Annotated in this window: 20 protein-coding genes and 2 pseudogenes; 9 read left to right on the top strand and 13 right to left on the bottom strand. The window is 62.7% G+C overall.

Translation table 11 applies throughout. The annotated features are described in order from the left end of the window. Positions 1-5: 5 nt before the first annotated feature. Both HDG39_RS32905 and HDG39_RS32900 read right to left on the bottom strand, forming a co-directional pair. Positions 6-1211 carry a lactonase family protein gene (locus HDG39_RS32905; RefSeq protein ID WP_184012234.1) on the bottom strand — a complete coding sequence of 402 codons (1206 nt, stop codon included), beginning with the start codon at positions 1209-1211 and terminating at the stop codon, positions 6-8. 609 nt (positions 1212-1820) lie between these two features. Next, positions 1821-2357 carry an RBBP9/YdeN family alpha/beta hydrolase gene (locus HDG39_RS32900; RefSeq protein WP_184012232.1) on the bottom strand — a complete coding sequence of 179 codons (537 nt, stop codon included), beginning with the start codon at positions 2355-2357 and terminating at the stop codon, positions 1821-1823. Between the two features lie 124 nt (positions 2358-2481). Here HDG39_RS32900 and HDG39_RS32895 point away from each other — a divergent pair, with 124 nt between their 5' ends. Beyond that, positions 2482-2940 (top strand): Lrp/AsnC family transcriptional regulator, encoded by a 459-nt coding sequence (locus HDG39_RS32895; RefSeq protein ID WP_184012230.1) that lies wholly within the window; start codon positions 2482-2484, stop codon positions 2938-2940. A gap of 52 nt (positions 2941-2992) precedes the next feature. Here HDG39_RS32895 and HDG39_RS32890 read toward each other — a convergent pair. Together HDG39_RS32890 and HDG39_RS32885 are read right to left on the bottom strand one after the other, a co-directional pair. Beyond that, a pseudogene (locus tag HDG39_RS32890) lies at positions 2993-3139 on the bottom strand (IS110 family transposase); the annotation flags it as partial. 102 nt (positions 3140-3241) lie between these two features. After that, positions 3242-4105: an SDR family oxidoreductase gene (locus tag HDG39_RS32885; RefSeq protein ID WP_184012228.1), complete on the bottom strand. Its 864-nt coding sequence runs from the start codon at positions 4103-4105 to the stop codon at positions 3242-3244. A gap of 101 nt (positions 4106-4206) precedes the next feature. Between HDG39_RS32885 and HDG39_RS32880 the strand changes: the two genes are divergently transcribed. The 3 genes from HDG39_RS32880 to HDG39_RS32870 all read left to right on the top strand — a co-directional run bounded on the left by HDG39_RS32880 (position 4207) and on the right by HDG39_RS32870 (position 7273). After that, a complete protein-coding gene (locus tag HDG39_RS32880; protein ID WP_184012226.1) occupies positions 4207-5106 on the top strand; it encodes a LysR family transcriptional regulator in 900 nt (299 codons plus the stop codon). Between the two features lie 416 nt (positions 5107-5522). After that, complete coding sequence (locus tag HDG39_RS32875) at positions 5523-6194, top strand: DedA family protein (protein ID WP_184012224.1); 672 nt, start codon at positions 5523-5525, stop codon at positions 6192-6194. Between the two features lie 47 nt (positions 6195-6241). Continuing rightward, on the top strand, positions 6242-7273 hold the full coding sequence (locus HDG39_RS32870; protein WP_184012222.1) for an AI-2E family transporter: 1032 nt from the start codon (positions 6242-6244) through the stop codon (positions 7271-7273). 213 nt (positions 7274-7486) lie between these two features. On the opposite strand, the gene HDG39_RS35740 is transcribed toward HDG39_RS32870, so the two are convergent. Beyond that, a complete protein-coding gene (locus HDG39_RS35740; protein ID WP_184012220.1) occupies positions 7487-8239 on the bottom strand; it encodes a type IV pili methyl-accepting chemotaxis transducer N-terminal domain-containing protein in 753 nt (250 codons plus the stop codon). Positions 8240-9046: 807 nt separating this feature from the next. On the opposite strand from HDG39_RS35740, the gene HDG39_RS32860 reads away from it, so the two are divergent. Both HDG39_RS32860 and HDG39_RS32855 read left to right on the top strand, forming a co-directional pair. Then, positions 9047-10159, top strand: a complete 1113-nt coding sequence (locus HDG39_RS32860; RefSeq protein ID WP_184012219.1) for a BMP family ABC transporter substrate-binding protein — start codon at positions 9047-9049, stop codon at positions 10157-10159. Positions 10160-10185: 26 nt separating this feature from the next. Then, positions 10186-10722 (top strand): nucleoside deaminase, encoded by a 537-nt coding sequence (locus tag HDG39_RS32855; protein ID WP_018422327.1) that lies wholly within the window; start codon positions 10186-10188, stop codon positions 10720-10722. 499 nt (positions 10723-11221) lie between these two features. Here the strand turns inward: HDG39_RS32855 and HDG39_RS32850 are convergent, their stop codons facing one another. From HDG39_RS32850 to HDG39_RS32820, 8 genes and pseudogenes are all read right to left on the bottom strand, one after another. Beyond that, a complete protein-coding gene (locus HDG39_RS32850) occupies positions 11222-12289 on the bottom strand; it encodes a purine-nucleoside phosphorylase (RefSeq protein ID WP_184012217.1) in 1068 nt (355 codons plus the stop codon). A 274-nt stretch (positions 12290-12563) separates the two neighbouring features. After that, positions 12564-12674: pseudogene (locus tag HDG39_RS35450) on the bottom strand (histidine utilization repressor); the annotation flags it as partial. 91 nt (positions 12675-12765) lie between these two features. Further along, complete coding sequence (locus HDG39_RS32845) at positions 12766-14376, bottom strand: HAL/PAL/TAL family ammonia-lyase (RefSeq protein ID WP_184012215.1); 1611 nt, start codon at positions 14374-14376, stop codon at positions 12766-12768. A 19-nt stretch (positions 14377-14395) separates the two neighbouring features. Further along, positions 14396-15187, bottom strand: a complete 792-nt coding sequence (locus HDG39_RS32840; protein WP_184012212.1) for an ABC transporter ATP-binding protein — start codon at positions 15185-15187, stop codon at positions 14396-14398. Between the two features lie 25 nt (positions 15188-15212). Then, positions 15213-15959, bottom strand: coding sequence for an ABC transporter permease (locus HDG39_RS32835; RefSeq protein WP_184012210.1), 747 nt, complete (start codon positions 15957-15959; stop codon positions 15213-15215). 18 nt (positions 15960-15977) lie between these two features. Further along, positions 15978-16700 (bottom strand): ABC transporter permease, encoded by a 723-nt coding sequence (locus HDG39_RS32830; RefSeq protein WP_184012208.1) that lies wholly within the window; start codon positions 16698-16700, stop codon positions 15978-15980. Between the two features lie 95 nt (positions 16701-16795). Then, a complete protein-coding gene (locus tag HDG39_RS32825) occupies positions 16796-17656 on the bottom strand; it encodes a transporter substrate-binding domain-containing protein (RefSeq protein ID WP_184012206.1) in 861 nt (286 codons plus the stop codon). A 242-nt stretch (positions 17657-17898) separates the two neighbouring features. Then, the gene (locus HDG39_RS32820; RefSeq protein WP_184012204.1) at positions 17899-18417 is read right to left on the bottom strand and encodes a GlcG/HbpS family heme-binding protein; all 519 of its coding nucleotides are present in this window, start codon (positions 18415-18417) and stop codon (positions 17899-17901) included. Here HDG39_RS32820 and HDG39_RS32815 point away from each other — a divergent pair. The 3 genes from HDG39_RS32815 to HDG39_RS32805 all read left to right on the top strand — a co-directional run bounded on the left by HDG39_RS32815 (position 18416) and on the right by HDG39_RS32805 (position 21629). Further along, positions 18416-18889: a hypothetical protein gene (locus tag HDG39_RS32815; protein ID WP_184012202.1), complete on the top strand. Its 474-nt coding sequence runs from the start codon at positions 18416-18418 to the stop codon at positions 18887-18889. The two genes, HDG39_RS32820 and HDG39_RS32815, sit on opposite strands and share 2 nt — an antisense overlap. A gap of 138 nt (positions 18890-19027) precedes the next feature. Then, the gene (locus HDG39_RS32810) at positions 19028-19627 is read left to right on the top strand and encodes a LemA family protein (RefSeq protein ID WP_184012200.1); all 600 of its coding nucleotides are present in this window, start codon (positions 19028-19030) and stop codon (positions 19625-19627) included. Between the two features lie 52 nt (positions 19628-19679). After that, positions 19680-21629 (top strand): M48 family metallopeptidase, encoded by a 1950-nt coding sequence (locus HDG39_RS32805; RefSeq protein ID WP_184012198.1) that lies wholly within the window; start codon positions 19680-19682, stop codon positions 21627-21629. Positions 21630-21819: the final 190 nt, after the last annotated feature.

Here is a 21819-nt window from a genome sequence, read left to right as displayed (position 1 = left end):
GGCTTTCAAGGCACCGGTCGCGCGACTATAAGCGTTGTCGGCCCGTTGTCGGTTGGAACCTGGCTGCCCGGGACCGCCGTCAATGCTCCCGTGTTTGCGTCAATCGTAAATGCGGCAATCGTCCCTGAAACTGTTGGCGCGTACAGCCATCGTCCGGTCGGATCGATGGTGATATGTTCTGCTTCAGAGCCTGACGATATCTGAATGCCTGTGGACATTAGAAAGCCGTTCGTTGGGAGGAAGTCGAATGTCTGAATCGTGTTGCCGCTTATCTCGCCCGCATAGGCGAACTTTCCCGACGGCGCAATGGCCATGGAGGAGAGGCCAGCGCCTACCCAGAAGGAACTCAAGCCCAATTGACCTGTCGACGGGTCTGCGCTCTGCATCGCGACTACATTGCCCCCACTGAGGATTGTATAGACGTACTGCCCAGATGGCGCGACAGCGATTGCGACTGGCTGAGAGCCGACAAAGCTAGGGCTGCCGGGCGCCGCCGTCAGTGCACCGGTCGCCGCATTGATCGTGAAACTCGAAACGGAGTTGCTGTTCCAGTCTCCAACATACAGTGACTGCCCGGTAGGAGAGATGGCCAGGGCTGTCGGTACGTCTCCGATTGTGGTGGTACCGATTGTTGTGAGCGCATGAGTTGTTGGATCGATGCTCAACGTCGTCACTGTGTCACTTCCCGTGTCCGCCACGTAGACGAACTTGCCAGATAGATCACTGACGATCGATGCCGGAGCTAGCCCCACTGCGACGGCGCCGGAAAGAGCAGTGAGCGCGCCGGTAGACGGATTAATGGCGAAACCTTGTACCGTGTTTGACCCAAGTTGCGCGATATATGCAATGTTCCCGGAGACCGTGATGTCATTGGGCTCCGATCCGGTGGGAAACGGGCTACCCGGCACCGGATTGAGCGCACCGGTCGTGGGGTCGATTCGATAGACCGATGTGGTCCCGTCCGCGCGGTTCGGCACAAGCGCAAATTCCGTCTGCTCGCAGTTGACCGCAATCGTTGTGACGTTGGATGCCGCGACCACACCCCCACCACTCGTCACGACGCACGTCTCGCCAGCGGGCTGAACTGCGACGGTCACCGAATACGTGGCACCGCTGGACAGTGCTGTTGGAAACGCAAATGACCCATTGGCGGAAATCGTTACGGCATCGCTGCTGCCATTACTAAGTTGGAGCGATACGCCGCTCGGCATGCCTGCCACTGTGCCGCCGACTGTGAAGGTTGACGCTGAAGGGGTGGACGGCGCCGCTGGATTGCTGGGTGCCGCCGGTGGTGACGTTGGTGATGTCTGGGGCGTCGTTGGAGATGTGGCCGATTGACTACTCGGCGTAACGTCGCCGCCGCAGGCAGCCAGTGTCAGCAGCAAAGCGCCAGCCGCGATGCAGGCGGAGCGTTTCGTTAGTGATACACGTGAAACCCCCGTTGTTTTCGCATTGTGCTTGCGACGTAACGAATCCGTCATAATAGTGTCTGCTCTCTCTATGAATAGTTCTTGTTTGATTGGAAGCGACTGCTTATTTTTTGTTCGCCATTATGTCAGAGCAAATTGATTTGGTAAGCGGACAGCGGCGCTGGCGGATCTGAGCGCGTCTGGACAGAACGGCGAGGGCGCCGGTGACGCTCGCCGACGACAAGTCATTCATCGCCTTCAAGCTGAAATGATCCCACCATGACGCTGACGCATTTCCCACCGACGCGAATCCTTGTACGGCCGCCATGCAAGTCAAACTGTGGCAAAGAGAATGCGTAAGCGATCCGACTTCGCACGCTGGAGTGGGGACGCTGGCGGTTGGGAACCGGATCAAGCGTCGTTCATCTTCATCAGCAATTGAAAACCTTCGGGCCAATCGCCCAGGTTGCTGTCCGCGTTGAGATGTCCCTTTGCTCCAACTTCGACGAGTTCGCTGCCCCATGCCATTGCGCAGGCACGTGCGTGGTCAAAGCTGCCATACGGGTCGTTGATGCTGGATACGACGGTGGTCGGAAATGGCAACCGCTCGGATGGCAAAGGCGCGAATCCGCTCGCGGCTACGCGGGGAAATGCCGGCGATGCCGGGTCCGGCACGGCCACGAGCAGTGCGCCGCGAATCGTCCGCGCATACCGGACAGCCCAATGGACCACGGCGAGACATCCGAGGCTGTGCGCGACTATGACAGTTTCCCTCGCGTTTGCCGCTAGCTGCCCTTCTAGCGCCGATACCCAGTCATTGCAGACGACGTAATCCCAGTCCGCGACTGCGAGGCGTTGCCAATCTGGATACGCGGCTTGCCATACGCTCTGCCAGTGCAATGGACCGGAGCTGCCGATGCCAGGAACAACAAAAACGGGGTAGTCCATCTACCAGATCTCCATGGGTGAATGAGCATCCAGTGTAAAAGCCCGCGAATTCAGGCAACATCGCAAAACAAATGGATTGATGGTCATACACAAACGAATTGACGGCGCTTGAGGGTGCTCACAAATGAAAACTAAGCCGGTAACGTTGGACAGGCTCGACTGGCGGATTCTGGAGGTGCTTCAGCGCAATGCACGTGTCACCAACACGGAACTTGGGAAGCAGATCGGGCTTTCTCAGCCGGCTGTCACCGCCCGCATCAGGAGCCTCGAGGAGCGGGGAGTCATCGAGGGCTACGCGGCGCGGATAAATCCCGACCTCGTCGGTCGGGGCATTGCGGCGATCGTGCGAATCCGCACCACCCACGCTGAGATTAAGCGTTGCCTGAGCGCCTTCGAAGCAATGCCTGAGATCGTCGAGGCGCACCGGATCACTGGTGAAGACTGCTTCATCGTTCGGATTGTGGTTGAAGAGATGGCCCAGCTCGAAACCGCAATCGACGCGCTTGCCAGATTCGGGCCCGTGACCACTTCTGTCGTGCTAGCGAGCTATCCGCCGAAGGCGATCCTCGGATCGCAAACTTGACGGGCTGCTTTGTAGAAAGCTGGATGACCGCTTCACGCCCTGAGTCCGTCCGTCAAGTATTTCGAGGGGGAAGTGCGAGGCTTACAAGGAGAGGCGAGCCGCGCTTCCTCAATGCATTCAGATAGACGCTCTCGTCGTACAGTGTCCGAGTTTGCCAGCAGCGGTAGAGGATCCGTATCCACTTGAACGCCAAAGCTCTTTCGCACCCGTGCGACACTGACGTCCGCCTCCAGGACACCCCGTTCCGATGCCGTTCCAATCCTCCTCTAATATTGCTCAGCCAAGGACGGGGGTTCGAAGCTCAGCCAGCGAGACCGGCGGCGAAGTCGCGGTACGAGTGCAGCGGGCGGCCCAGAATGCTGACGAGTCGCTCGACATCGCCGGCCTCCGGCACCATGCCGTCGCTGACGTAGCGCTCGGCCATCAGGCGCATTTCATACGCCATCCACTTTGGCAGGAAGTTCGCCAGATTCTGCTCGAATTGGGCGGGATCGTCCCCGCCGTAGGCAACCGTACGGCCAAGAAGCTCTGACCAGATGGAGGCCAGTTCCGAACCCGTCAACGTGTCAGGCCCAACGAGGTTGATGACTTCGACCGGCAGTTTGCCCGGCGCCTGATCCCGACGCAGCAGTTCGATCGCCGCGACCTCCGCAATGTCGCGGGTGTCGACCATCGCGACTCCCTTGCTGCCAATGGGCACCGGGTAGACGCCATGATTGACCACAACGTCCTTGATCATCAGCTCGTTATCCATGAAGTACGCCGGACGCAGGATAGTGGCGCTGAAGCCCATCTGTTCGATCATTCGCTCAGCGCTGGACTTCACAGCAAAATGCGGCACGTTCACGAAGCGCTCGGCGTGCATGACCGACAGGTAGACCACGCGCTCGACGCCAGACTCGCGAGCAACGTTGAGCGTGATGAGCGCCTGGGTGAATTCGTCGCCTGCCACGGCGTTAAGCAGGAACAGTGTGCGGGCGCCGGCGAACGCTCTGCGCAGGGAGTCGATATCGAGCATGTCGCCCTGCACGACAGCCACTCCGGCAGGAAAGTCGGCCTTCGAAGGATCGCGCACGAGCACGCGCACGTCGGCTCCGCGGGTGGCAAGCTGATTGACGACCTGGCGGCCGACACGGCCGGTCGCGCCGGTAACGAGGATAGTCATGGTGTTACTCCTTAGGTTGGCTGGGATGCCTCCAAGGTAAGTGATCCATGTCCGGTCCGGAAGATGCTATAAGGAGACAGGGTATCTCACTGGTGGAACGCATGGATCTTCTTGCTCTCGCTGATTTCAACCTGGTCGCCCGTCACGGGAGCTTCGGCGAGGCCGCTCGTGCGACGGAGCGTCCGAAGGCCACGCTCTCGCGCAGGGTCAGCGAACTCGAAAACAGCCTTCGTCTCAGGCTGTTTGAACGTGGACCGCGCGGATTGAAACTCACGCAGGAAGGACGTGCCCTTTACGAGCGGACCGGTGCCCTCCTCGCCGAGCTTACCGAGAGCGCCGCTGCCATCACATCCGGTAGCGAACAACCGCGCGGTCGACTGCGTATCAGCGCGCCGGCGCTCTTTTCTCAGATCGCAATGGGTAAGCTGGTCGCCACGTTCGCGCTGAAATATCCCGAGATCCGACTGGAAGTGACGACGGAAGATCGCCCCGTCGATATGGTCGAGGAAGGGTACGACCTGGTGATCCGGGTCAACCCCGATCCTGACGAGAGCCTGATCGGCCGGGTATTCCTGCGCGACCGGCTGGTCGTCGTGGCTAGCCCGGGCTTGGCGCGACCGGCGGACGAGTCGAGTGTTCCGGCTGTCCTTCGCGGAGAGCATGATCGGATTGCTTCGTGGGATGTCACAGGCCTGAAGGGAAAATCGCGCATATCGATCAAGCCGGTTGCTTACCTGTCGTCGTTGATCATGGTCCGCGATACGGTCCGTCTCGGCGTGGGTGCCGCTAGCCTGCCGCTGTCGCTTGTGAGCCATGACATCGCAGCCGGCAGGCTTACGCATTGGGGTGACCTGGATGGCCCTGACATCGCACTATGGGCGCTTTATCCTTCGCGGCGCTTGCTAAGCCCTCGCGTTTCCGCCTTTCTCGATCACATTAAGGAAGCATTCCCCTTGGGAAAACCCGAGGAATTGGCTGGATTTATAGGATCGGAACCGTGAGACCGGTGCGGACCACAGGTCGCTCTTACGTCGAGTGCTAACGGCTGCGCGCCATCGCGTATGACCATCTCGTGTCATCGGGAAGCGCGCGGCAAGGCATGGGCTCTGACTTCGGCGCGGCCCTGTCTGCGCGGCTTTCACCCTACTCGGTAAAGTTGGCGTACTAGCAAAATCTCGCGATGCGACTGCACACGAACGGCGGGACGGCCGGCACGAAAGCATTGCCCCGACAGTTTCCGTCGCCGGCAGCGCCCGGCGTTGAGAAACGCGCGAAAGATGCGACCATACGGCCGTGGCCGGTTGCTCGCGACGTCAAGATGCGCAACGCGATTGCGCCCGCCAGCCACACAGTGCGGGACTGCTGCGCGCTTGCCGCTATACTTCCCCCTCCACCAACGGACACGTAGCCGGCACACATGGCCACGTTCGTGCAATTCGTCTTGCAACTGGACCAGGACCTCGAAGCGCTGCTGGTCCAGCATGGGCCGTTGGCCTACGCAATCCTCGGGGCGATCGTCTTCTGCAGTGTCGGCGTACTGCCGCTCGTCATTCTGCCCGCGGACATGCTCCTGTTCCTGTCCGGCGCGCTCGCTGCCGTCGGCGTGCTGCAGCCTGTGTGGCTCGCGCCGTTGCTGGTCGCGGCCGCGGTTGCAGGAAAAGTGTTCAACTATGCGCTGGCACGTGCCGTCGCGTCGGTATGGAACCCGAAGCGCAGTGGCTGGATCGACAAGGTGACTGCGCGAACGCGCGCGCTCTACGTACGTCACGGCGCCGCGCTGCTGCTGTACTCTCCGTTCATCGCAATCGTCCGGGCCGTCGCGCCCGCGCTCGCCGGCGCGACGAAGATGCCGTTTCGCCGCTTCGTGCGCTTCGCGACCGGCGGCGCGGTGATCTGGATATGCTCACTCGCGGGTCCCGGGTATTTTTTCGGCAACGTGCCGTGGGTCCGCTCGCACCTGCCGGCTGCGATGGCGATCGTGATCGGCGCGGGTGTCGTCGCGCTCGTCGTGAGCCTGCTGTGGCGAGGACGGCGCAAGCGCCGCACCACCGACCCGACGCTATCCGACGAAAAGTCCCGCTGCGACTGACGCGGCGGCCCACAACCCGCCAGGCAGCGCTGCTCGCGAGGAAACGCATGAACCTGGGTCTGCTGAAATGCACATGTGCGGCCGTGCTCGCCACACTGCTCGGGTGGGGACTGTATGTCGGCCGTCCCGTCCTGGTGCCAATTGCGTTCGGCATCATCGCGACGTACGTGGTCTTCGGTCTCGCCAACCTGCTGCGCCGCATTCCCTACCTCGGTCCACGCCTGCGGGACGGCCTGCGCCACGCGATCGCTGCGACGCTGATGCTCTTCACGGTCTACCTGTCGGTCGACCTGCTGCTGTCCGACAGGGACCGGCTGATGGCCGTCGCGCCGAAGTACGAGGCGACGCTGCTCGTACTGTTTACGAAGTTCGCCGCGCTGCTCCACATCGAAACGGAGGCCAACTGGGCTGCGATCCGCCGCGATCTGTTAGCGAGCGTCAACGTGCAGGCGATCATAACCGCCACGCTGTCGTCGGTGTCGTCGCTGCTCGCGGCGATCATCGTCGTGCTGCTTTATGCGACGTTCTTTCTCATCGAGCACGCGAAATACCGCCGCAAGCTCGTGAACTTCGCGGGCGACTCGACGCGGATCGTGTCGGTAATCGACGAGATCAACTCGAAGATCGGCGTCTATCTCGCGATGAAGACCCTGCTCGGCGCGATCCTTGGCATCGCGAGCTGGATCTGCATGCGGCTCGTCGGACTCGAATTCGCGGAGCTTTGGGCGGTGCTGGCCGGCCTACTGAACTTCATCCCGTATGCGGGCTCGTGGATCTCGGTCGCGGTGCCGACGCTGCTCGCCGCGCTGCAGTTCGGCCAGTGGAACGCGGCGATCGTGCTGTTCATCTCGCTCACGCTCGCGAACTTCGTGGTCGGCCATCTCCTCGACCCGTGGCTGATGGGCGGCTCACTGAACCTGAGCCCCGCGGTGATCCTGATCAATCTGGCGGTGTGGTCGTCGATCTGGGGCATCGCGGGCGCCTTCCTCGCAGTGCCGATCACGGTCGGCCTGGTCATTGCGTTTTCCACGTTCGAATCGACACGCCGTTTCGCAGTTCTCCTGACGAACGATGACTAGCGTTGTTCGCCTGTCGGTGACGTCCGTTAATTTCAGGGATACTTTGTGCGCGTGGCGCGCGCCTCCGCTTCAGGAACAATTCCGCTTATCGCAAAAGAGCCAACCATCCGGCTCGGCTGGCAGCGGCCCTATCCTCGCTTGGTCGGCGACGTCAATTGTTGAACGGTGCATCGACAAGAACAAGGCTCTCCAGGGTTCCAGGGTAAATGGATTTCAACCCGTGTAACGGCTATGCATGCGTTGAATTCCGGCTCCGTCGATTCGCCCTCGGCGAAGCGCTACCGCGCCGTCCCTGGCATCGACACCTCTGCGTGCGCCGACTGCGCTTTGCACCAGGTTGTCCATTTCGCCGATCACGTGCGCCAGTTCCCCCGTAATCACGGCGAATTCGCGTCCGAACTGCCCCGCGCGCGCGGCAGCAACGCGCGCATTCAGCGCGACGATGTTTGCACGCATGGAGATCGCTGCCAGTTCGTCGACGACGGCTAACTGACGCCGGCGCGCCGCCGTCTCGACACTCTGCATTTCGTCCTGATATGCCTGCGTAATGGCCTGCAGAAGATCCAGCAGCGGAGAGGCTTCGTCGGTGAGCCGGCCAACGGCTTCGTCGCGGAGTACACAAACCGGCTGGGGATTCCGTTCGAGCGCTTCGATGGCGTCCGCTGCGAGTCTCATGAAGCCACGAATGCGCTCGTCGGCCCTCTGCGAGCCAAAATAGAGGGTGCGTAGGGCGTCCGAGAACGCGCCGGGTAAACGATCGTCGCCATCGACTAGCTGGGCGTGCGCCTGCGCAAACGTCGCGAGGCACGTCCGTGTGACGGCAAGCGCCGCCGCTTCGCCACGGACGCTCAGCAGAACGTGTAGCACGATGCGCTGCGAGAGCATGCGCTGCCGGCCCGCGAGATTGATGAGTTCACCAACGATTTCCCCCGATACCGTATCTGTAAGGTCCCGCTTGTTCATCATGAGTAACGCACCCGATCCCGAGAATGGTCCGATATGCGAGGCGAAGCGTGGTGCCCCCTTCGGGCAAACAAAAAAGCGTCCCGAAGCGCACCGGACATGGAAACCATGCCCACAGTGTCACTTCGGGACGCCGTTGCCCCGCATGATCAATTACCCGCCGTTTTTGCGGGGTCTTCGTTTGATTGGGCCACCGTTGGCCCGACACTTTCAACACAGCAATACATGTGCCATCAGGCACTCCGCGAGACCGCACCCGGTGGCGACGAATAGTCAGGGCGCCTGCGCTCAAACGCCGGCCCCTTTGACGTGCCCGATGCGCCTGCTGTTGGTGCATCGCACCTATTGCGGGCACGCGGAGTAGATGTTTCACGGCTTTGCTCCGGGCGGCACAGCCGTGCGGAGCATGTCCGTTGTTGCAGCTCGCGATTTCCGCTAGTGGTGTCCACAGAAGCACTATGGGAGGCGTTGACGGTTCGTCATCCAACCAACCGGTGTCTTCGATTGCAGGCGGCCACCTGTCCTGAATGAGCAGTTGCGATCATGCTTCGAGCGATGGTGTCCGACGCTCGCGGCCAACAATAGCGATCGCCCTGCCGCGGCGTAGTGCCCCTGCTTTGGCGCGGTCCTATTCGAACTCCGCGATCCGCAGCCCAATTTCCCAATGGCTTCATATCTGTTCCGTTATACAACACATAACGAATCAATATTTCGGCCTTGATATTGACTCACCATCATCGCTGACGCGACGCAGCCAGTCGTCTGCCGACTGGCGTCGTCTCCTTCCAGTTCCCCATCTTCGGAGACTCCATGAGAACAAACTTCGCTCGCGCGGTGGTGCGCTCACTGCGCCCTGCGGTTACGCTTTTAGCCGCGCTTGGCATCTATGTCGCGTTGAGCCCCACTGCCACCGCCGCGGTGCCGATGGGCGTCGCGTTCGTCTACCTCGGCAACCCCGGTGACGCTGGCTGGACCTACGCACACGAACAGGGTGTGAAGGCGATCGAAGCGAGGTTCGGTGACAAGATCAAGGTCACGCGCGTCGAGAACGTACCCGAATCCGCCGACTCGGAGCGCGTGTTTCGCGACCTCGCGAACAAGGGCAACAAGATTATCGTGGGCTCGAGCTTCGGATTCCAGGACTTCGAACTGAAGACTGCAAAGGATTATCCCGACGTCGTCTTCGAGCATGCGACCGGATACAAGAAGGCCACGAACTTTGCGACCTATGACGTGCGCACGTACCAGAGCGCCTATCTGGCTGGGCTCGTCGCCGGCTATACGACGAAGACGAATACGCTCGGGTTCGTCGCCTCGGTGCCGGTCCCGGAAGTGGTGCGCAACATTAACGCCTTCACAATGGGTGCGCGTTCGATCAATCCGAATGCGAAGGTAAGGGTCATATGGATCAATAGCTGGTTCGATCCAGGCAAGGAGAAACAGGCGGCCGAAACGCTGATTGGCCAGGGAGCCGACGTGCTGATCCAGAACACCGATTCGACGGCGACAATGCAGACTGCCGAGCAGAAGAAAGTGCACGCGTTCGGTTGGGACTCGGACATGAAGAAGTTCGGCCCGAATGCCCAACTGGGCGCATGCGTGAGCTACTGGGGCGTCTACTACTCTCACCTGATCGAACAGGTGCAATCCGGCACGTGGACCAACGCGCCGACGTGGTGGGGTCTCAAGGAAAAAGCAATCGACCTCGCTGACATCAACACTGCAGCCGTATCCCCTGCCGCGCAAAAGGCGCTGGCGCAAAAGCGCGACGACATTATCGCTGGCAGATTCGATCCGTTCTCCGGACCGATCAGGGATCAGAATGGCGCGATCAAGGTGGCAGCCGGCACGTCGCTGCCCGACGCCGAGTTGCTGCGGCTCAACTGGTTCGTGCAGGGGGTCGAGGGCACGTTACCGAAGTAACTGAGCCAACGTGGAGGAGACACACTTTGAGCCTTACCATTTCCCCGAAGCAGAACGCGTCGGAGCTCCCTGAGCAGGGGCTCGCGCCGACACGCGAGCAGATCGTCCGCCATTTGCGTCATGCAAGCGTTATCGCAGAACGTGCGATGCTGTTGGGCCGTCACCCGTTTGGCGCCATACTCGTCGGGCCTGATCAGGAGTCGGTTCTAATAGAACAGGGCAATGTCGATTCCGTCAATCATGCGGAAGCGGTGCTCGCGCGTATCGCCGCGCTCAACTTTACGCCGCAATTCTTGTGGGGTTGCACGCTCTATACGACGGTTGAGCCATGTTGCATGTGCGCAGGCACGGCATATTGGGCCAACATTGGGCGGGTGGTGTTTGCAATGACGGAAGAGCGCCTGCTGCAAGCCACGGGCAATCATGCAGAAAATGCGACGATGAGTGTGTCGTCGCGGTATGTCTTCGACCATTGCCAGAAGCGCATTGAACTGGTTGGGCCCGTGGCCGAGGTCGAGGAAGAAGTGATGCAGGTGCAGCGCAGGTTCTGGGGACGCCGATGAGCATGGCGCATCGCGGCCTTATGTTCGCATCATGCCGCGCGCGGAGCCGCCACCGCCCGCGCAGCGGCCGCCGCAGCCACCCCGCCCGCAAGGCTCAGTTCGGGCCTTGCGCAGTTGCGGCCGTTCGCCGGATCAGACCACCCGAACGTACCTCCACGCTGAGAGACGGACAGCATCCTCGCATGACTCGATAGTGAAAGCCCTGCGCCTCGCAAACTCACGCGGGCGATCGAGGAAGCCAGCGGCGCTCACCGGAACGAGCATGAGCGGAGCACGTTGCTGACCGACCCTCGCGCGCACTTTTCCAGTGAGGTAGGAGCACAAATGCTGAGATGGCGCGGTCAGATCCCGTGAGGTCGCATGCCGGTGCTCCGAGCACACCACCGGTCTGCGTTGGCGTATGCGTGGCCACCGCTCGCGCCGCGGCAGCAGACGACAACGGTGGACACGATCGCTGTGCAGACCGGCACGCGGTACCCTCCACCACGCCGCAAACGCGCTACCGCTGCGGTACGCCGTCGCGCCACTCGCCCCAATGCGTAACGATGTCCTGCACGAGCGGATTGCCCGTGAGGAACAGATTGTCGATCGCGATCGTGAAGCCGCCCTGCGACGAGTAGTTGAGCAGATTGTCCGCGCTCGACTGGCCCGCGTACGGCCGGTCGAAGTCCGAGCCAGCGCGCAGCACCGCGACACGGTTCAGGTCAACGCGATGCACGGTCGCCGCGCGCGTCAGCGCCTCGAAGGTGGCGTTGTCTTCCTGCTGCGTCGTGCAATAGGTGCCCTTGCCGTCGGTCAGGATCTTCGTCCATTGCCGCGCGCGCTCGCCGAGATCGGTGCCCGACCACCAGGTATCGCCCGCCAGCGTGTCGCACTGGATCACGGTCGGCGGACGGTTCGCGGGCGCATAGTTGTATTTGGCGCGGGCTGCCTGCGCCTGTGCGTCGTCGGTGAGCGTCACGTTGCGCGACAGCGCGAATGCCGCGTTCGAAAGCGCCGGATTGAGCTGGAACACTTCGGTGCGATAGTCGAGCGGCGGCTTCTGCGTCGGGCCCGTCGTGTTGATGCCGAGATAGCCGGTATTCCAGCCCGGCGGAATTTCGCGTCCGTCGATTTCCCATTGAATCCCGAAATCGACGAGCCAGTTCGCCCACGCAGCGGAACCGACGGTGCCCTGAAGCGGATCAATACCAGCGATGCCCGCCACCATGAAGTACGTATGACGCAAGTCGAAACGCGGCGAGAACGTCAGCGCCATGATCGACGCGGCGGCATTCGCGTGCCCCATGCCCGTCGTCATCACGCAGACCTCCTGGCGATTGCAGTGTACGGCCGGGTAGTCAGGGGACAGGCCCGCGACGGAGATGTCCCGCCACGGTCCGAGATGATCGAGCCACACCTGGCCTTCCGGACCGAACATCGAAATGATCATCACCTTGACCGGACGGCCGTGCGACCCGCCGTCGTCCTGCGCGAAGCTGTCGTCGGCATGCGCGATGGCCGGTGCAACTGCCGCGCCTGCCACGAGCAACGATGAAATCGCTGCACCAAAAGCACGATTTAGCATAAGAGGTCCCACCTGATATGTAAGAACTGCGGTTGCGAAACGTGAGTCGCGTGCCGTGTTGTCGACTGACGTCGTGGCTTTTTGTCGGCGTGCAGCGTGGGACCTGGGCGTGAGCCGTTCAGGTGACAGTGAGTATAAGCAGAGAAAAATCTGTATTGCCAAGCGGCGGCGAATTTTGATGCGGACGAGACGGCAACGGCGGACAGAACGTACAGCGACTGGTTCTGGCGCAAATAGTGAAGGTGAATCGATTACTGTGTCGCCCCCGATCTCCGGTTTCCGAAGGGATTGGGTCTCCAGGCTTCCAAGTGCCATCGGCTATGCGCTCGATTACATAGCGCTTTATCTGTTCGTATGCTGGCGCAAGCTTGCGCTGCAGCTTCAACCGCTTCGCCTCTCCACCCGCCTGCGCCGCCTCAGTCTTGACTGTCCTGGTTGCACCGTGAACGATTTGCGCGCGCCGCGCGACGCCAGCCTCAAGTACCGACCGCCCCGGGCAAAGCATCGTTCGCCGAGGCCGCCGCGCTGCCCGCCACGGAGTCCGTTGGTGCCGGAATGCAGAAATCCCGTGAGGGCCGGACCGTCAGCGGGCCGGGCAACGACGGCGGACCATCATCCATGATCATGTGGAATGCGCGTGTCATGTCGTCCGCAAGCGGACGGTCGTCACGGTAGGTCGGCAAGACAGCGCGAACCTGGCTATACAACGCCTGCGTATACGGCGCGCGCTCGGCCGCGATAGGCTGCAGGTCGTATGCCTGAACCGCGGCAAGCAGTTCAATGCCAAATATGCGGCCGCTGTTGTCGATGACGGCAAGCGCCTTGAGCGCGGCCGGCGTGGCGTGGCAAAGGTGATCTTCCTGCAAGCCGGACGTCACACCGCCGTCGAGGCTCGCGGGCGCGGCCTCGCGGCGGTTCTGCGCGACCAGCGCCGCCGCCGTGTATTGCGCGATCATGAAGCCCGAGCGCGTGCCGCTCGCTTGCGCGAGAAACGCGGGCAACCCGCTCACGAGCGGATTGACGAGACGATCGAGACGCCGCTCCGCCATCGCGGCCACCTGCGCGACCGCAGCCGCGAGGCTGTCCATGGCGAGCGCGATCGACGCGCCGACGGCGTGCGCCTGCGAGAACACGCGCGGCTCCTCGGGCGTGCCGGCGATGATCGGATTGTCAGTCGTCGAGGCGAGTTCGCGGTTCACGACTTCGGCCGTCGCAACCAGCACATCGCGCGCCGCACCGTGCACATGCGGAATCGTGCGCATGCTGAGCGGATCCTGCGTACGCCGTCCGAGTGCCGCCGCCAGCAGGCCGCTGCCAAGCAGCGCTGCGCGCATGCGCGCGCCGACCTGCGCAAGGCCCGGTGAGACGCGATACGCGAGCGAGCCCGCGTCGAACGCCACCATCTGCCCGCCGAGATTCTCGAAGCTCATCGCCGCCACGGCGTCAGCCCAGTCGAGCAGCCGGTGCGCGCGTTGCAGCGCGAGCGCCGCGAGCCCGGTCACGCACGGCGTGCCGTTCACGAGGCTCAAGCCTTCTTTCGCTTCGAGCGACAAGGGTTCGAGCCCCAGCCGGCGCAGCGCCTCGGCGCCGCTGATGCGCTCACCACGCCACTTCACGTGCCCCGCGCCGACGCACACGAGTGCGATATGCGCCATGTGGCTCAGATAGCCGACCGAACCGAGCGCGGGCACTTCGGGCAGGCAATCGGCCTGGAGCAGCGCGACGAGCCGCTCGACGAGTTCGACGCGCACGCCCGAATGCCCGTGCGCGTAATTGTTGATGGCTGCGGCCATGATCGCGCGCGTCTCCTGCGCGCCGAGCGACGCGCCGACGCCCACCGCGTGGCTCATCAAAATGTTGTGCGAAAGCGCGTGCTGTTCGGCCGGCGACACCACCACGTCGCACAACGCGCCGACCCCGGTGTTCACGCCATAGGCGCGCATGCCGCGCGCGATGATCTGCTCAACGAGCGCGCGCGCGGCGCCAATGCGCTCGCGCGCTTGCGCGGAAAGCTCGAGCGGTGCGCCTGCCGCGACGGCGCAGACTTCGCGCCAGTCCAGCGGGCTTCCGGTACGGATGACGGTCATGATGAACCCCGACGATGGATCAATGTGCGTTGCGGTCCTGATGGCTCGACACGAACTGGCGGAAGCGCTCCGACTTCAGTTCGCCGAATACCTCCGCGGGCGTGCCGTCCGAATCGACCTGGCCCTGATGCAGGAACATCACGCGATTGGAAACGTGTTTCGCGAAGCCCATCTCGTGCGTGACGACGAGCATCGTGCGGCCCTCGTCGGCAAGCGTGCGCATTACGCGTAGCACTTCGCCCACGAGTTCGGGATCGAGCGCCGAAGTTGGCTCGTCGAACAGCATCACCTTCGGATGCATGGCGAGTGCGCGCGCGATTGCCACGCGCTGCTGCTGGCCGCCCGAGAGATGTGCGGGATAGTGGCCGCGCTTGTCGGCGAGGCCGACCTTCGCGAGCAGCGCCTCGGCTTCCTCGACCGCCTCGGCGCGGCTGCGCTTTTGCACGCGCATCGGGCCTTCGATCAGGTTCTCCAGCACCGTCATGTGCGACCACAGGTTGAAGTTCTGGAACACCATGCCGAGCTGCGAGCGCACGCGGTCCACCTGGCGGCGGTCGCCCGGTTGCAGCGTGCCGTCACGGCGGCGCTTCATCTTCAGCGCTTCGCCGGCAAGCGCGACGGTGCCGTCGTCGGGCATCTCAAGTAGGTTCAGGCAGCGCAGGAACGTGCTCTTGCCCGAGCCGCTCGCACCCAGGATCGAAATCACGTCGCCTTCGTGGGCGTCGAGCGAAATGCCCTTGAGCACGTGATGGTCGCCGAACGACTTGTGGATGTTCCTCACGGACAGGGCGACCGGTGCGACTGCGTTCATACGATTCTCCGGAAAGATGGGCCGATCAAGACGCGACGCGGCGGGTTTCGAGTTGCGTGGCAGGACGGCGCACGACGGTGGGCGCGGCGCGCAGATGGCGCGAGAGGCGACGCTCGACGAGGCCGATGAGGCGCACCACGAGGAAATTCAGGCATAGATAGATCAGCGCAGCGCACGTGAACACCTCCGTCGTGCGATAGGTCTGCTGAATGATCTGTTGCGCGACACCAGTCACTTCCCAGACGGTGACAAGGCTTGCGAGCGCCGTCGACTTGACGAGCAGCACGGCTTCAGTCGAATAGGCGGGCAGGCACTGCCGCAACGCGATGGGGCCGATCACGCGGCGCAGCAGAGCGAAGCCCGACAGGCCGATTGCATGACCCGCCTCGATCTGCCCGACCGGCACGGCCATCAGGCCGCCGCGGATGATCTCGGCGGTGTAGCCCGCCGTGCACAGCGCGAGCGAGAGCACGGCGCACACGTAGGGCTCGCGCAGCACGGGCCACAGGAAGCTTTCGCGGATCACGCCGAACTGTCCGAGCCCGTAGTAGACGAGAAACATCTGGATCAGCAGCGGCGAGCCGCGGAACACGAGAATATAGGCGCGCGCGAAGCGGTTAGGCAGCCAGTGCGGCGAGACGCGCATCGTGACGATCACGAGCGAAAGCAGGCCGCCGAGCACGAGCGAGGTGAAAAAGAGGCTCAGCGTGGTCGGCACGGCGGCAACGAGCTGGCGCGTCGTGTCGAGAAGAAAATCGAAATCGATATGCATGATTAGGCCGCCCTTGCGTCAGTTGCGCGCGAAGTTGCGCTTGAAGGAGCGGCCGACGATCGTCTCCGCCCGGCCGAACACACGGTTCGAAACGCCCGTCATCGCGAGATAGAGCGCTCCGCCAACGACGAAGAACAGGAAGTACTGGTGTGTCGATCCCGCCGCGACCTGGCTGGCACGCAGCAATTCGACGAGACCGGTGACCGAGATCAGCGCCGAGTCCTTGAGGCTCAACTGCCACACATTGCCGATACCCGGCAGTGCGAATCGCAGCACCTGGGGAATAAGGATGCGGCGGGCCATGGTGAGCGTCGGCATGCCGATCGCGCGCGCAGCTTCGAGTTCGCCGCGCGAGACAGCTAGCACCGCGGCGCGATAGACCTCCGTCTGATACGCGCCGGAAATCATGCCCACCGCGAACGCGCCAATCACGAACGGCGGCACGCCGATGAAGCCGTCGGCACCGAACCACTGCCCGATCGAGGACACCAGCGTCGAGCCGCCAAAGTAGAACAGATAGATGACAAGCAGTTCCGGCACGCCGCGGAAGACGGTCGTGTAGAAGTCGCCGATCACGCGCGCCGTGCGAAAGCGCGAGAGCTTCGCCGCTGCGACGAGCGCGCCGAATACCGCGCCGATCGCGAGCGCCGCAAGCGTCAGCACCACCGTCATGGACGCACCGAGCAGGAGCAGGCCGCCCCAGCCATCGGTCCCGAAGCCGAGCATTTCGAAAAGAGCCATCACGCCACCTCAACCAAGCCTGCGAAACAAGCCGCGCGGCATCAGCCTTTCGAGCCGGATCAGGCCGAAGCGCGCGGTCACGTTGTGAGCGACGCTCAGGGCGTCACATCGGTCTTGAACCACTTCTCCGAAAGCTTCTTCACAGTCCCGTCGGTAATCGCCGACGCTATCGCCGCGTCGAACTTCGCCTTCAGGTCCGCGTCCTGCTTGCGGAACGCGAGGCCTTCGCCCGGCCCCCAGATCGGGCCGCTGATCTTCGGGCCGGCCGTCACCGTCGGCACCGCTTCCTTCTTGTCGGCATTCGCGGCGTAGTACGTCACATCGTCGAACGACGCGTCGATGCGGCCATTGGACAGATCGAGATCGCGTTCCGGCGAGGTCTTGTAGACGCGGATCGACGCGACATCCTTGAAGTTCTCGTTGATGAAGCGCGTATAGACCGTGCCCGACTGAATGCCGATGGTCTTGCCCTTGAGCGCCGTGCGCAGCGCCTGGACGGCGGGCGCGTTCGACTTGGCGTCGGTGTCGAGCTTCAGCGGCGCCGGGGTGTCGGTTGCCTTCGGCAGGATCTTCGTGTCGGTGACCGCGAAGGTCGCCGGCGTGGACGCATACGGCTTCGAGAAGGCAATGATCTTCTCGCGCTCTGGCGTGATCGAGATCGCATCCATCAGAACATCGAACTTTCCGGCTTGCAACCCGGGAATCATGCCGTCCCAGTCCTGCGCCACGAGATTGCACTTGAGTTGCGCCCGCGCGCACAGGTTAGCGGCGAGTTCGGGTTCAAAGCCACCCAGCTTGCCGCCCGGCAGCGTCATGTTCCAGGGCGCGTAGCCGCCTTCGAGGGCGATCGTCACTGTCGTCCAGTCCTTCGCCTCGGCGGTGTTGCCCGCAAGCGCCGCCGCTCCAAACGCGGCACCGATCAAACTCTTGACCAACCATCTGCACTTCGCCTGCATGTCCACACTCCTTGGATTGCCGAAAACTTCATTACGGTAGCGCGCCAATCGCGGTTTCGTCTTGTCTAGACAAGATGCGGGAAGTCGAATTTTGGCGCAAGCGCAATTTCTGAAAATGTCGCCGATTCAGGGTATCCACCAGGTCAGGGTCTCGGATCCCGTCTTGCTGGAACCCTCGGAAGGATGGCACTCGTGGCACCTTGCGCCAAAATGGTGCAACTATTGTTCAGCAGGCTCTGAACTTATGACGGGCAATGCCAGTATTCGGAAACGTCTCGAATCTGCCGAGGGGACACAGAAGCAAGCGGGCGCGATTTCGGGATGTGCGTCGAGTTGACTAGACTTTTCGGCAGCGACTGCGCTTCCACATCGCTGCCCTCATGGTCTTGCACCGATGTTCCGCCAGAAACACCGATGCCACCCACCGGACGCCCTTCGTGGAAGATCGGTACGCCACCGCCGACCGGCGTCAGCCGCGGATGGTGCGCCAGCGGGGCAACGGTGGGTTCGGCCATGTACTGATTCCATTGGTGCGTGGCGATGCCGAATGACGCGGCGGTCCATGCCTTGTCGATGGCGACGTCAACGGTCAGGAACGGGACAGAATCCGAGCGCTCGAACGCGCGCAGGTGACCGCCTGCATCGGTAATTGCGATTGTCGCGGCGAACCCGCGCGCGGCGCATGCGCGGCGTGCTTCTGCCAGCAGTGCTTGCGCGGCTTCCAGGCTGATCGTTGTCGTGCTGATGATTGGCGATGTCATGTTGATGCTCGTTTTCAGAAGGGTTCAGTGGTTAGCGACGACGACCCTTGCCGATCAGGTCGCCCGCCTCGACCAGCGCATGCGCTTCGATGAGACCTGCGACGTTGATGCCGTCAATGCGTCGCGCGTTGAATGCCTTCCTGCGCGAGCGCTGCTCGGCATTGCTGGCCAGCTACCCCTCGGGAGGCTCCCGAGCTGCGTAACGAAGCGCCCTTTCCTGATCGTCTCAATGAGTCGACCGAAGGCTCAGGCGCGAGCTCAATGTCTTGAACTGGATACCCGGATAGGTGAGTTTTGGCATCCTGTCTTCCAGGAAGGTGCACAGTTCCTGCATCTGCGCCGCTTTGTCGGAATCTTCCGGTCTGATGAGGTAATACGCGTCACCACTTCCAACGGCGGTCTTAAACGGCAGCAGTTCAGCCCTAGCCTTTGCCGCCGACAAGAAGTCAAGATCTGGAATGAAAGGACTTAATGCAGCACGCCTAATTCGCACGCTTTTTCTTATAAGAGTTTCACGAATTGATTGAATTAAATGTCATTTCACTTATCCTATTTCCAATAGTCGCGCGATGGTCCAAACCAGCAGTCCTCTCGTCGGAGGTCAGCGCCAATGAGTCCCGTCATCATCACCCTGCTTGTGCTCCTGGGCGTCGCGCTGCTACTCGCGCTCTGGCTGATGGGCATCTACAACGGGCTAGTGGTTGCCCGGAACCGCTTCGCGAACGCCTTCGCCCAGATCGACGTGCAGCTCAAACGCCGCTACGAACTGATTCCGAACCTGGTCGAAGCGGTCAAGGGCTACATGGGTCACGAAAGGGAGACGCTCGACGCCGTCATCAAGGCCCGCAACAGCGCGATGGCAGCCGAGCAGAAAGTCGCCGCCAACCCCAGCGACCCAGCGGCCATGAGGGGGTTTAACGAGGCCGAGGCGCAGCTGGGCGGCACTCTGGGCCGGCTTTTCGCGCTATCCGAAGCGTACCCGGACCTCAAGGCCAACCAGAACATGCTCGCCCTGCAGGAGGAACTGAGCTCGACCGAGAACAAGATCGGCTTCGCCCGGCAAGCCTTCAACGACGCCGCCACCGACTACAACATCCGGCGCGAGGTCTTCCCGGCCGTCATGGTGGCTGGCATGTTTGGTTTCAAGGAAGCGGCGCTACTCGAAACCGCAGAGGCCGAGCGCGCAGCGCCCAAGGTGTCGTTCCGGTAACCCGGAACCGCCACGGCTCCGTGTGCCTCATGCACCCAGAACCGCGCCGACCATGGCCACCAATTCCTTTCAGCAGCAGGATTCGGCACGGCGAAAGAGCTTCCAGCTGGTGGTCTATTTCGTCCTCGCGATCCTGATTCTGATCGCCCTCGTGTACGGTCTGTTGGTGGCGCTCAGCATGTATGGCGCTCACGAGCCAGTGTCCTGGTGGCAACCTGACATGCTCCTGATCGCGGCGCCGGGGGTGGGCATTGTGGTCGGCGGTGCCAGCGCGATCAAGGTGGCGCAGCTCGCTTCCGGCGGGCAGGCCGTCGCCTTGATGTTGGGCGGCAAGGAGGTGCCCGGCACGACCACCGACGCGCGGGAGAAGCGGCTCCTCAACGTCGTCGAGGAGATGGCCCTCGCTGCGGGAGTGCCCGTGCCCCCCGTATATGTTCTGCCGGAGACCGGCATCAATGCCTTCGCGGCCGGCTACGCCCCGGGCGATGCTGTGGTCGCCGTCTCCCAGGGCTGCCTCGACTATCTGACCCGCGACGAGCTGCAGGGTGTGGTCGCCCACGAGTTCAGCCACATCCTCAACGGCGACATGCGGCTCAACATCCGGCTGATGGGCCTGATCTTCGGGATCATGGTGTTGTCCATCATCGGCCGCAGCCTCATGTTCGCGTCCCGCGGACGCGCGTCGGGAAGACAGGATTCCCGCGGCGGCATGGTGCTGCTGGGCCTGGGCGTGTTTATGCTGGGACTGGTGGGAGCGTTCTTCGGTCGGCTGATCATGGCAGCGGTGTCGCGGCAGCGCGAGTACCTGGCCGACGCCAGCGCCGTCCAGTTCACGCGAAACCCCGACGGGATTGGCGGGGCGCTCAAGAAGATCGGCGGGCTGGCCGAGGGGTCGCGCGTCGACACCCCCCGGGCCGCCGAGGTTGGTCACATGTTTTTCGCGAACGCTTTCGCCGGCGAGGGACTCGCCGGACTGCTGGCCACCCACCCGCCCCTCGTCGAGCGCATTCGCCGGCTCAATCCCCAGTTCGACGGCCAGTTCCCGGAAGTGCGACCGGTCGGTGTCGATCGGGAAGAACTCGAAGACCGCCGCCCCAGCCGCGTCCCGCCTTTCGCCGGGGTTCCAACGTTACCGGGGCTGCCGCAGGTGCCTATGCCGGTCTTGGGGTTAGCCTCCAACCCGGCGTCCCGGGTCGGCCATATCGACCCGGAAGTGATTGACTACGCCCGCGAGCTGCACGACAGCATGCCCGAGGTACTCCGGGTCGCCGCACAGGAGCCGTTCAGTGCTCGCGCCCTCGTCTACGCTCTTCTCATGGACCCGCGGGCGGACCTGCGGGAACTCCAACTGACCCAACTGAGAGCCGGCGCTGAGCCGCAGGACTTCACGGAAGCCTCCCGGCTGGTTGTCCCTGTTCAGGCACTGCCCGACACGCATCGGCTGCCCCTGCTGGACCTGGCCTTGCCGGCCCTGCGGCAGATGTCGCCGGATCAGCACCGGGCTTTTCGGGCCCAGGTCGAGATGCTAATGAACGCCGACCAGCGGCTGAGCCTGTACGAGTACACGCTCCGCTGTGTGCTGCACCGCCATCTCGACGCCCAGTTCCTGCCGCAGCGACAGACGCGTCCGTTGCACAGCTCGCCGCAAAAACTGGCGCAGCCGGTGGCGACGGTGTTAGCGCTGTTGGCATGGGAAGGCCAGCCGGAACCCGACCGGGCCGCCCGAGCTTTCGATACCGGCATGCGCGGCTACATCGGCGGCGACCACACCCACCGCTTGCCGCCCCCCGAGAAACGTTCCCTCATCGAGTTCGATGCGGCCCTGCGAACGCTCAATCAATCCGTTCCGGCAATCAAGCGCCGGATCGTCGCCGCCTGCGCGGCGTGCATCCTGGCGGACCATCAGGTCACCGTCCGTGAAGCAGAACTGCTCCGCGCCGTTTGCGACACGCTCGACTGCCCGCTACCGCCGCTCGTCGCGAGCGAATCGGAAAGACGATGAACGACCTTGCATGCAGGGTTTTGTCGCGGCAAGGAACGCAGAATAACTGCGATCGCTATGCAAACCACCAGTGCTTATATTGCTAGTTCGTAGATCGGAAAGACGATGAACGACCTTGCATGCAGGGTTTTGTCGCGGCAAGGAACGCAGAATAACTGCGATCGCTATGCAAACCACCAGTGCTTATATT

Origin of the sequence: Paraburkholderia lebeckiae, assembly GCF_014201005.1 — a bacterium.
GTDB classification, from domain to species: domain Bacteria; phylum Pseudomonadota; class Gammaproteobacteria; order Burkholderiales; family Burkholderiaceae; genus Paraburkholderia; species Paraburkholderia tuberum.
Note: the sequence above shows the minus strand (reverse complement) of the source record. Positions and strands in the feature narration are given on the sequence as shown.

Excerpts from the sequence above, each read along its gene's own strand:
- HDG39_RS32835 (WP_184012210.1), bottom strand. The coding sequence starts at position 15,959 with ATGCATATCGATTTCGATTTTCTTCTCGACACGACGCGCCAGCTCGTT.
- HDG39_RS32840 (WP_184012212.1), bottom strand. The coding sequence starts at position 15,187 with ATGAACGCAGTCGCACCGGTCGCCCTGTCCGTGAGGAACATCCACAAG.
- HDG39_RS32870 (WP_184012222.1), top strand. The coding sequence starts at position 6,242 with ATGAACCTGGGTCTGCTGAAATGCACATGTGCGGCCGTGCTCGCCACA.
- HDG39_RS32850 (WP_184012217.1), bottom strand. The coding sequence starts at position 12,289 with ATGCTAAATCGTGCTTTTGGTGCAGCGATTTCATCGTTGCTCGTGGCA.
- HDG39_RS32895 (WP_184012230.1), top strand. The coding sequence starts at position 2,482 with ATGAAAACTAAGCCGGTAACGTTGGACAGGCTCGACTGGCGGATTCTG.
- HDG39_RS32815 (WP_184012202.1), top strand. The coding sequence starts at position 18,416 with ATGTTGATGCTCGTTTTCAGAAGGGTTCAGTGGTTAGCGACGACGACC.
- HDG39_RS32860 (WP_184012219.1), top strand. The coding sequence starts at position 9,047 with ATGAGAACAAACTTCGCTCGCGCGGTGGTGCGCTCACTGCGCCCTGCG.
- HDG39_RS32810 (WP_184012200.1), top strand. The coding sequence starts at position 19,028 with ATGAGTCCCGTCATCATCACCCTGCTTGTGCTCCTGGGCGTCGCGCTG.
- HDG39_RS32825 (WP_184012206.1), bottom strand. The coding sequence starts at position 17,656 with ATGCAGGCGAAGTGCAGATGGTTGGTCAAGAGTTTGATCGGTGCCGCG.
- HDG39_RS32880 (WP_184012226.1), top strand. The coding sequence starts at position 4,207 with ATGGATCTTCTTGCTCTCGCTGATTTCAACCTGGTCGCCCGTCACGGG.
- HDG39_RS35740 (WP_184012220.1), bottom strand. The coding sequence starts at position 8,239 with ATGATGAACAAGCGGGACCTTACAGATACGGTATCGGGGGAAATCGTT.
- HDG39_RS32875 (WP_184012224.1), top strand. The coding sequence starts at position 5,523 with ATGGCCACGTTCGTGCAATTCGTCTTGCAACTGGACCAGGACCTCGAA.
- HDG39_RS32900 (WP_184012232.1), bottom strand. The coding sequence starts at position 2,357 with ATGGACTACCCCGTTTTTGTTGTTCCTGGCATCGGCAGCTCCGGTCCA.
- HDG39_RS32820 (WP_184012204.1), bottom strand. The coding sequence starts at position 18,417 with ATGACATCGCCAATCATCAGCACGACAACGATCAGCCTGGAAGCCGCG.
- HDG39_RS32805 (WP_184012198.1), top strand. The coding sequence starts at position 19,680 with ATGGCCACCAATTCCTTTCAGCAGCAGGATTCGGCACGGCGAAAGAGC.
- HDG39_RS32845 (WP_184012215.1), bottom strand. The coding sequence starts at position 14,376 with ATGACCGTCATCCGTACCGGAAGCCCGCTGGACTGGCGCGAAGTCTGC.
- HDG39_RS32905 (WP_184012234.1), bottom strand. The coding sequence starts at position 1,211 with ATGCCGAGCGGCGTATCGCTCCAACTTAGTAATGGCAGCAGCGATGCC.
- HDG39_RS32885 (WP_184012228.1), bottom strand. The coding sequence starts at position 4,105 with ATGACTATCCTCGTTACCGGCGCGACCGGCCGTGTCGGCCGCCAGGTC.
- HDG39_RS32830 (WP_184012208.1), bottom strand. The coding sequence starts at position 16,700 with ATGGCTCTTTTCGAAATGCTCGGCTTCGGGACCGATGGCTGGGGCGGC.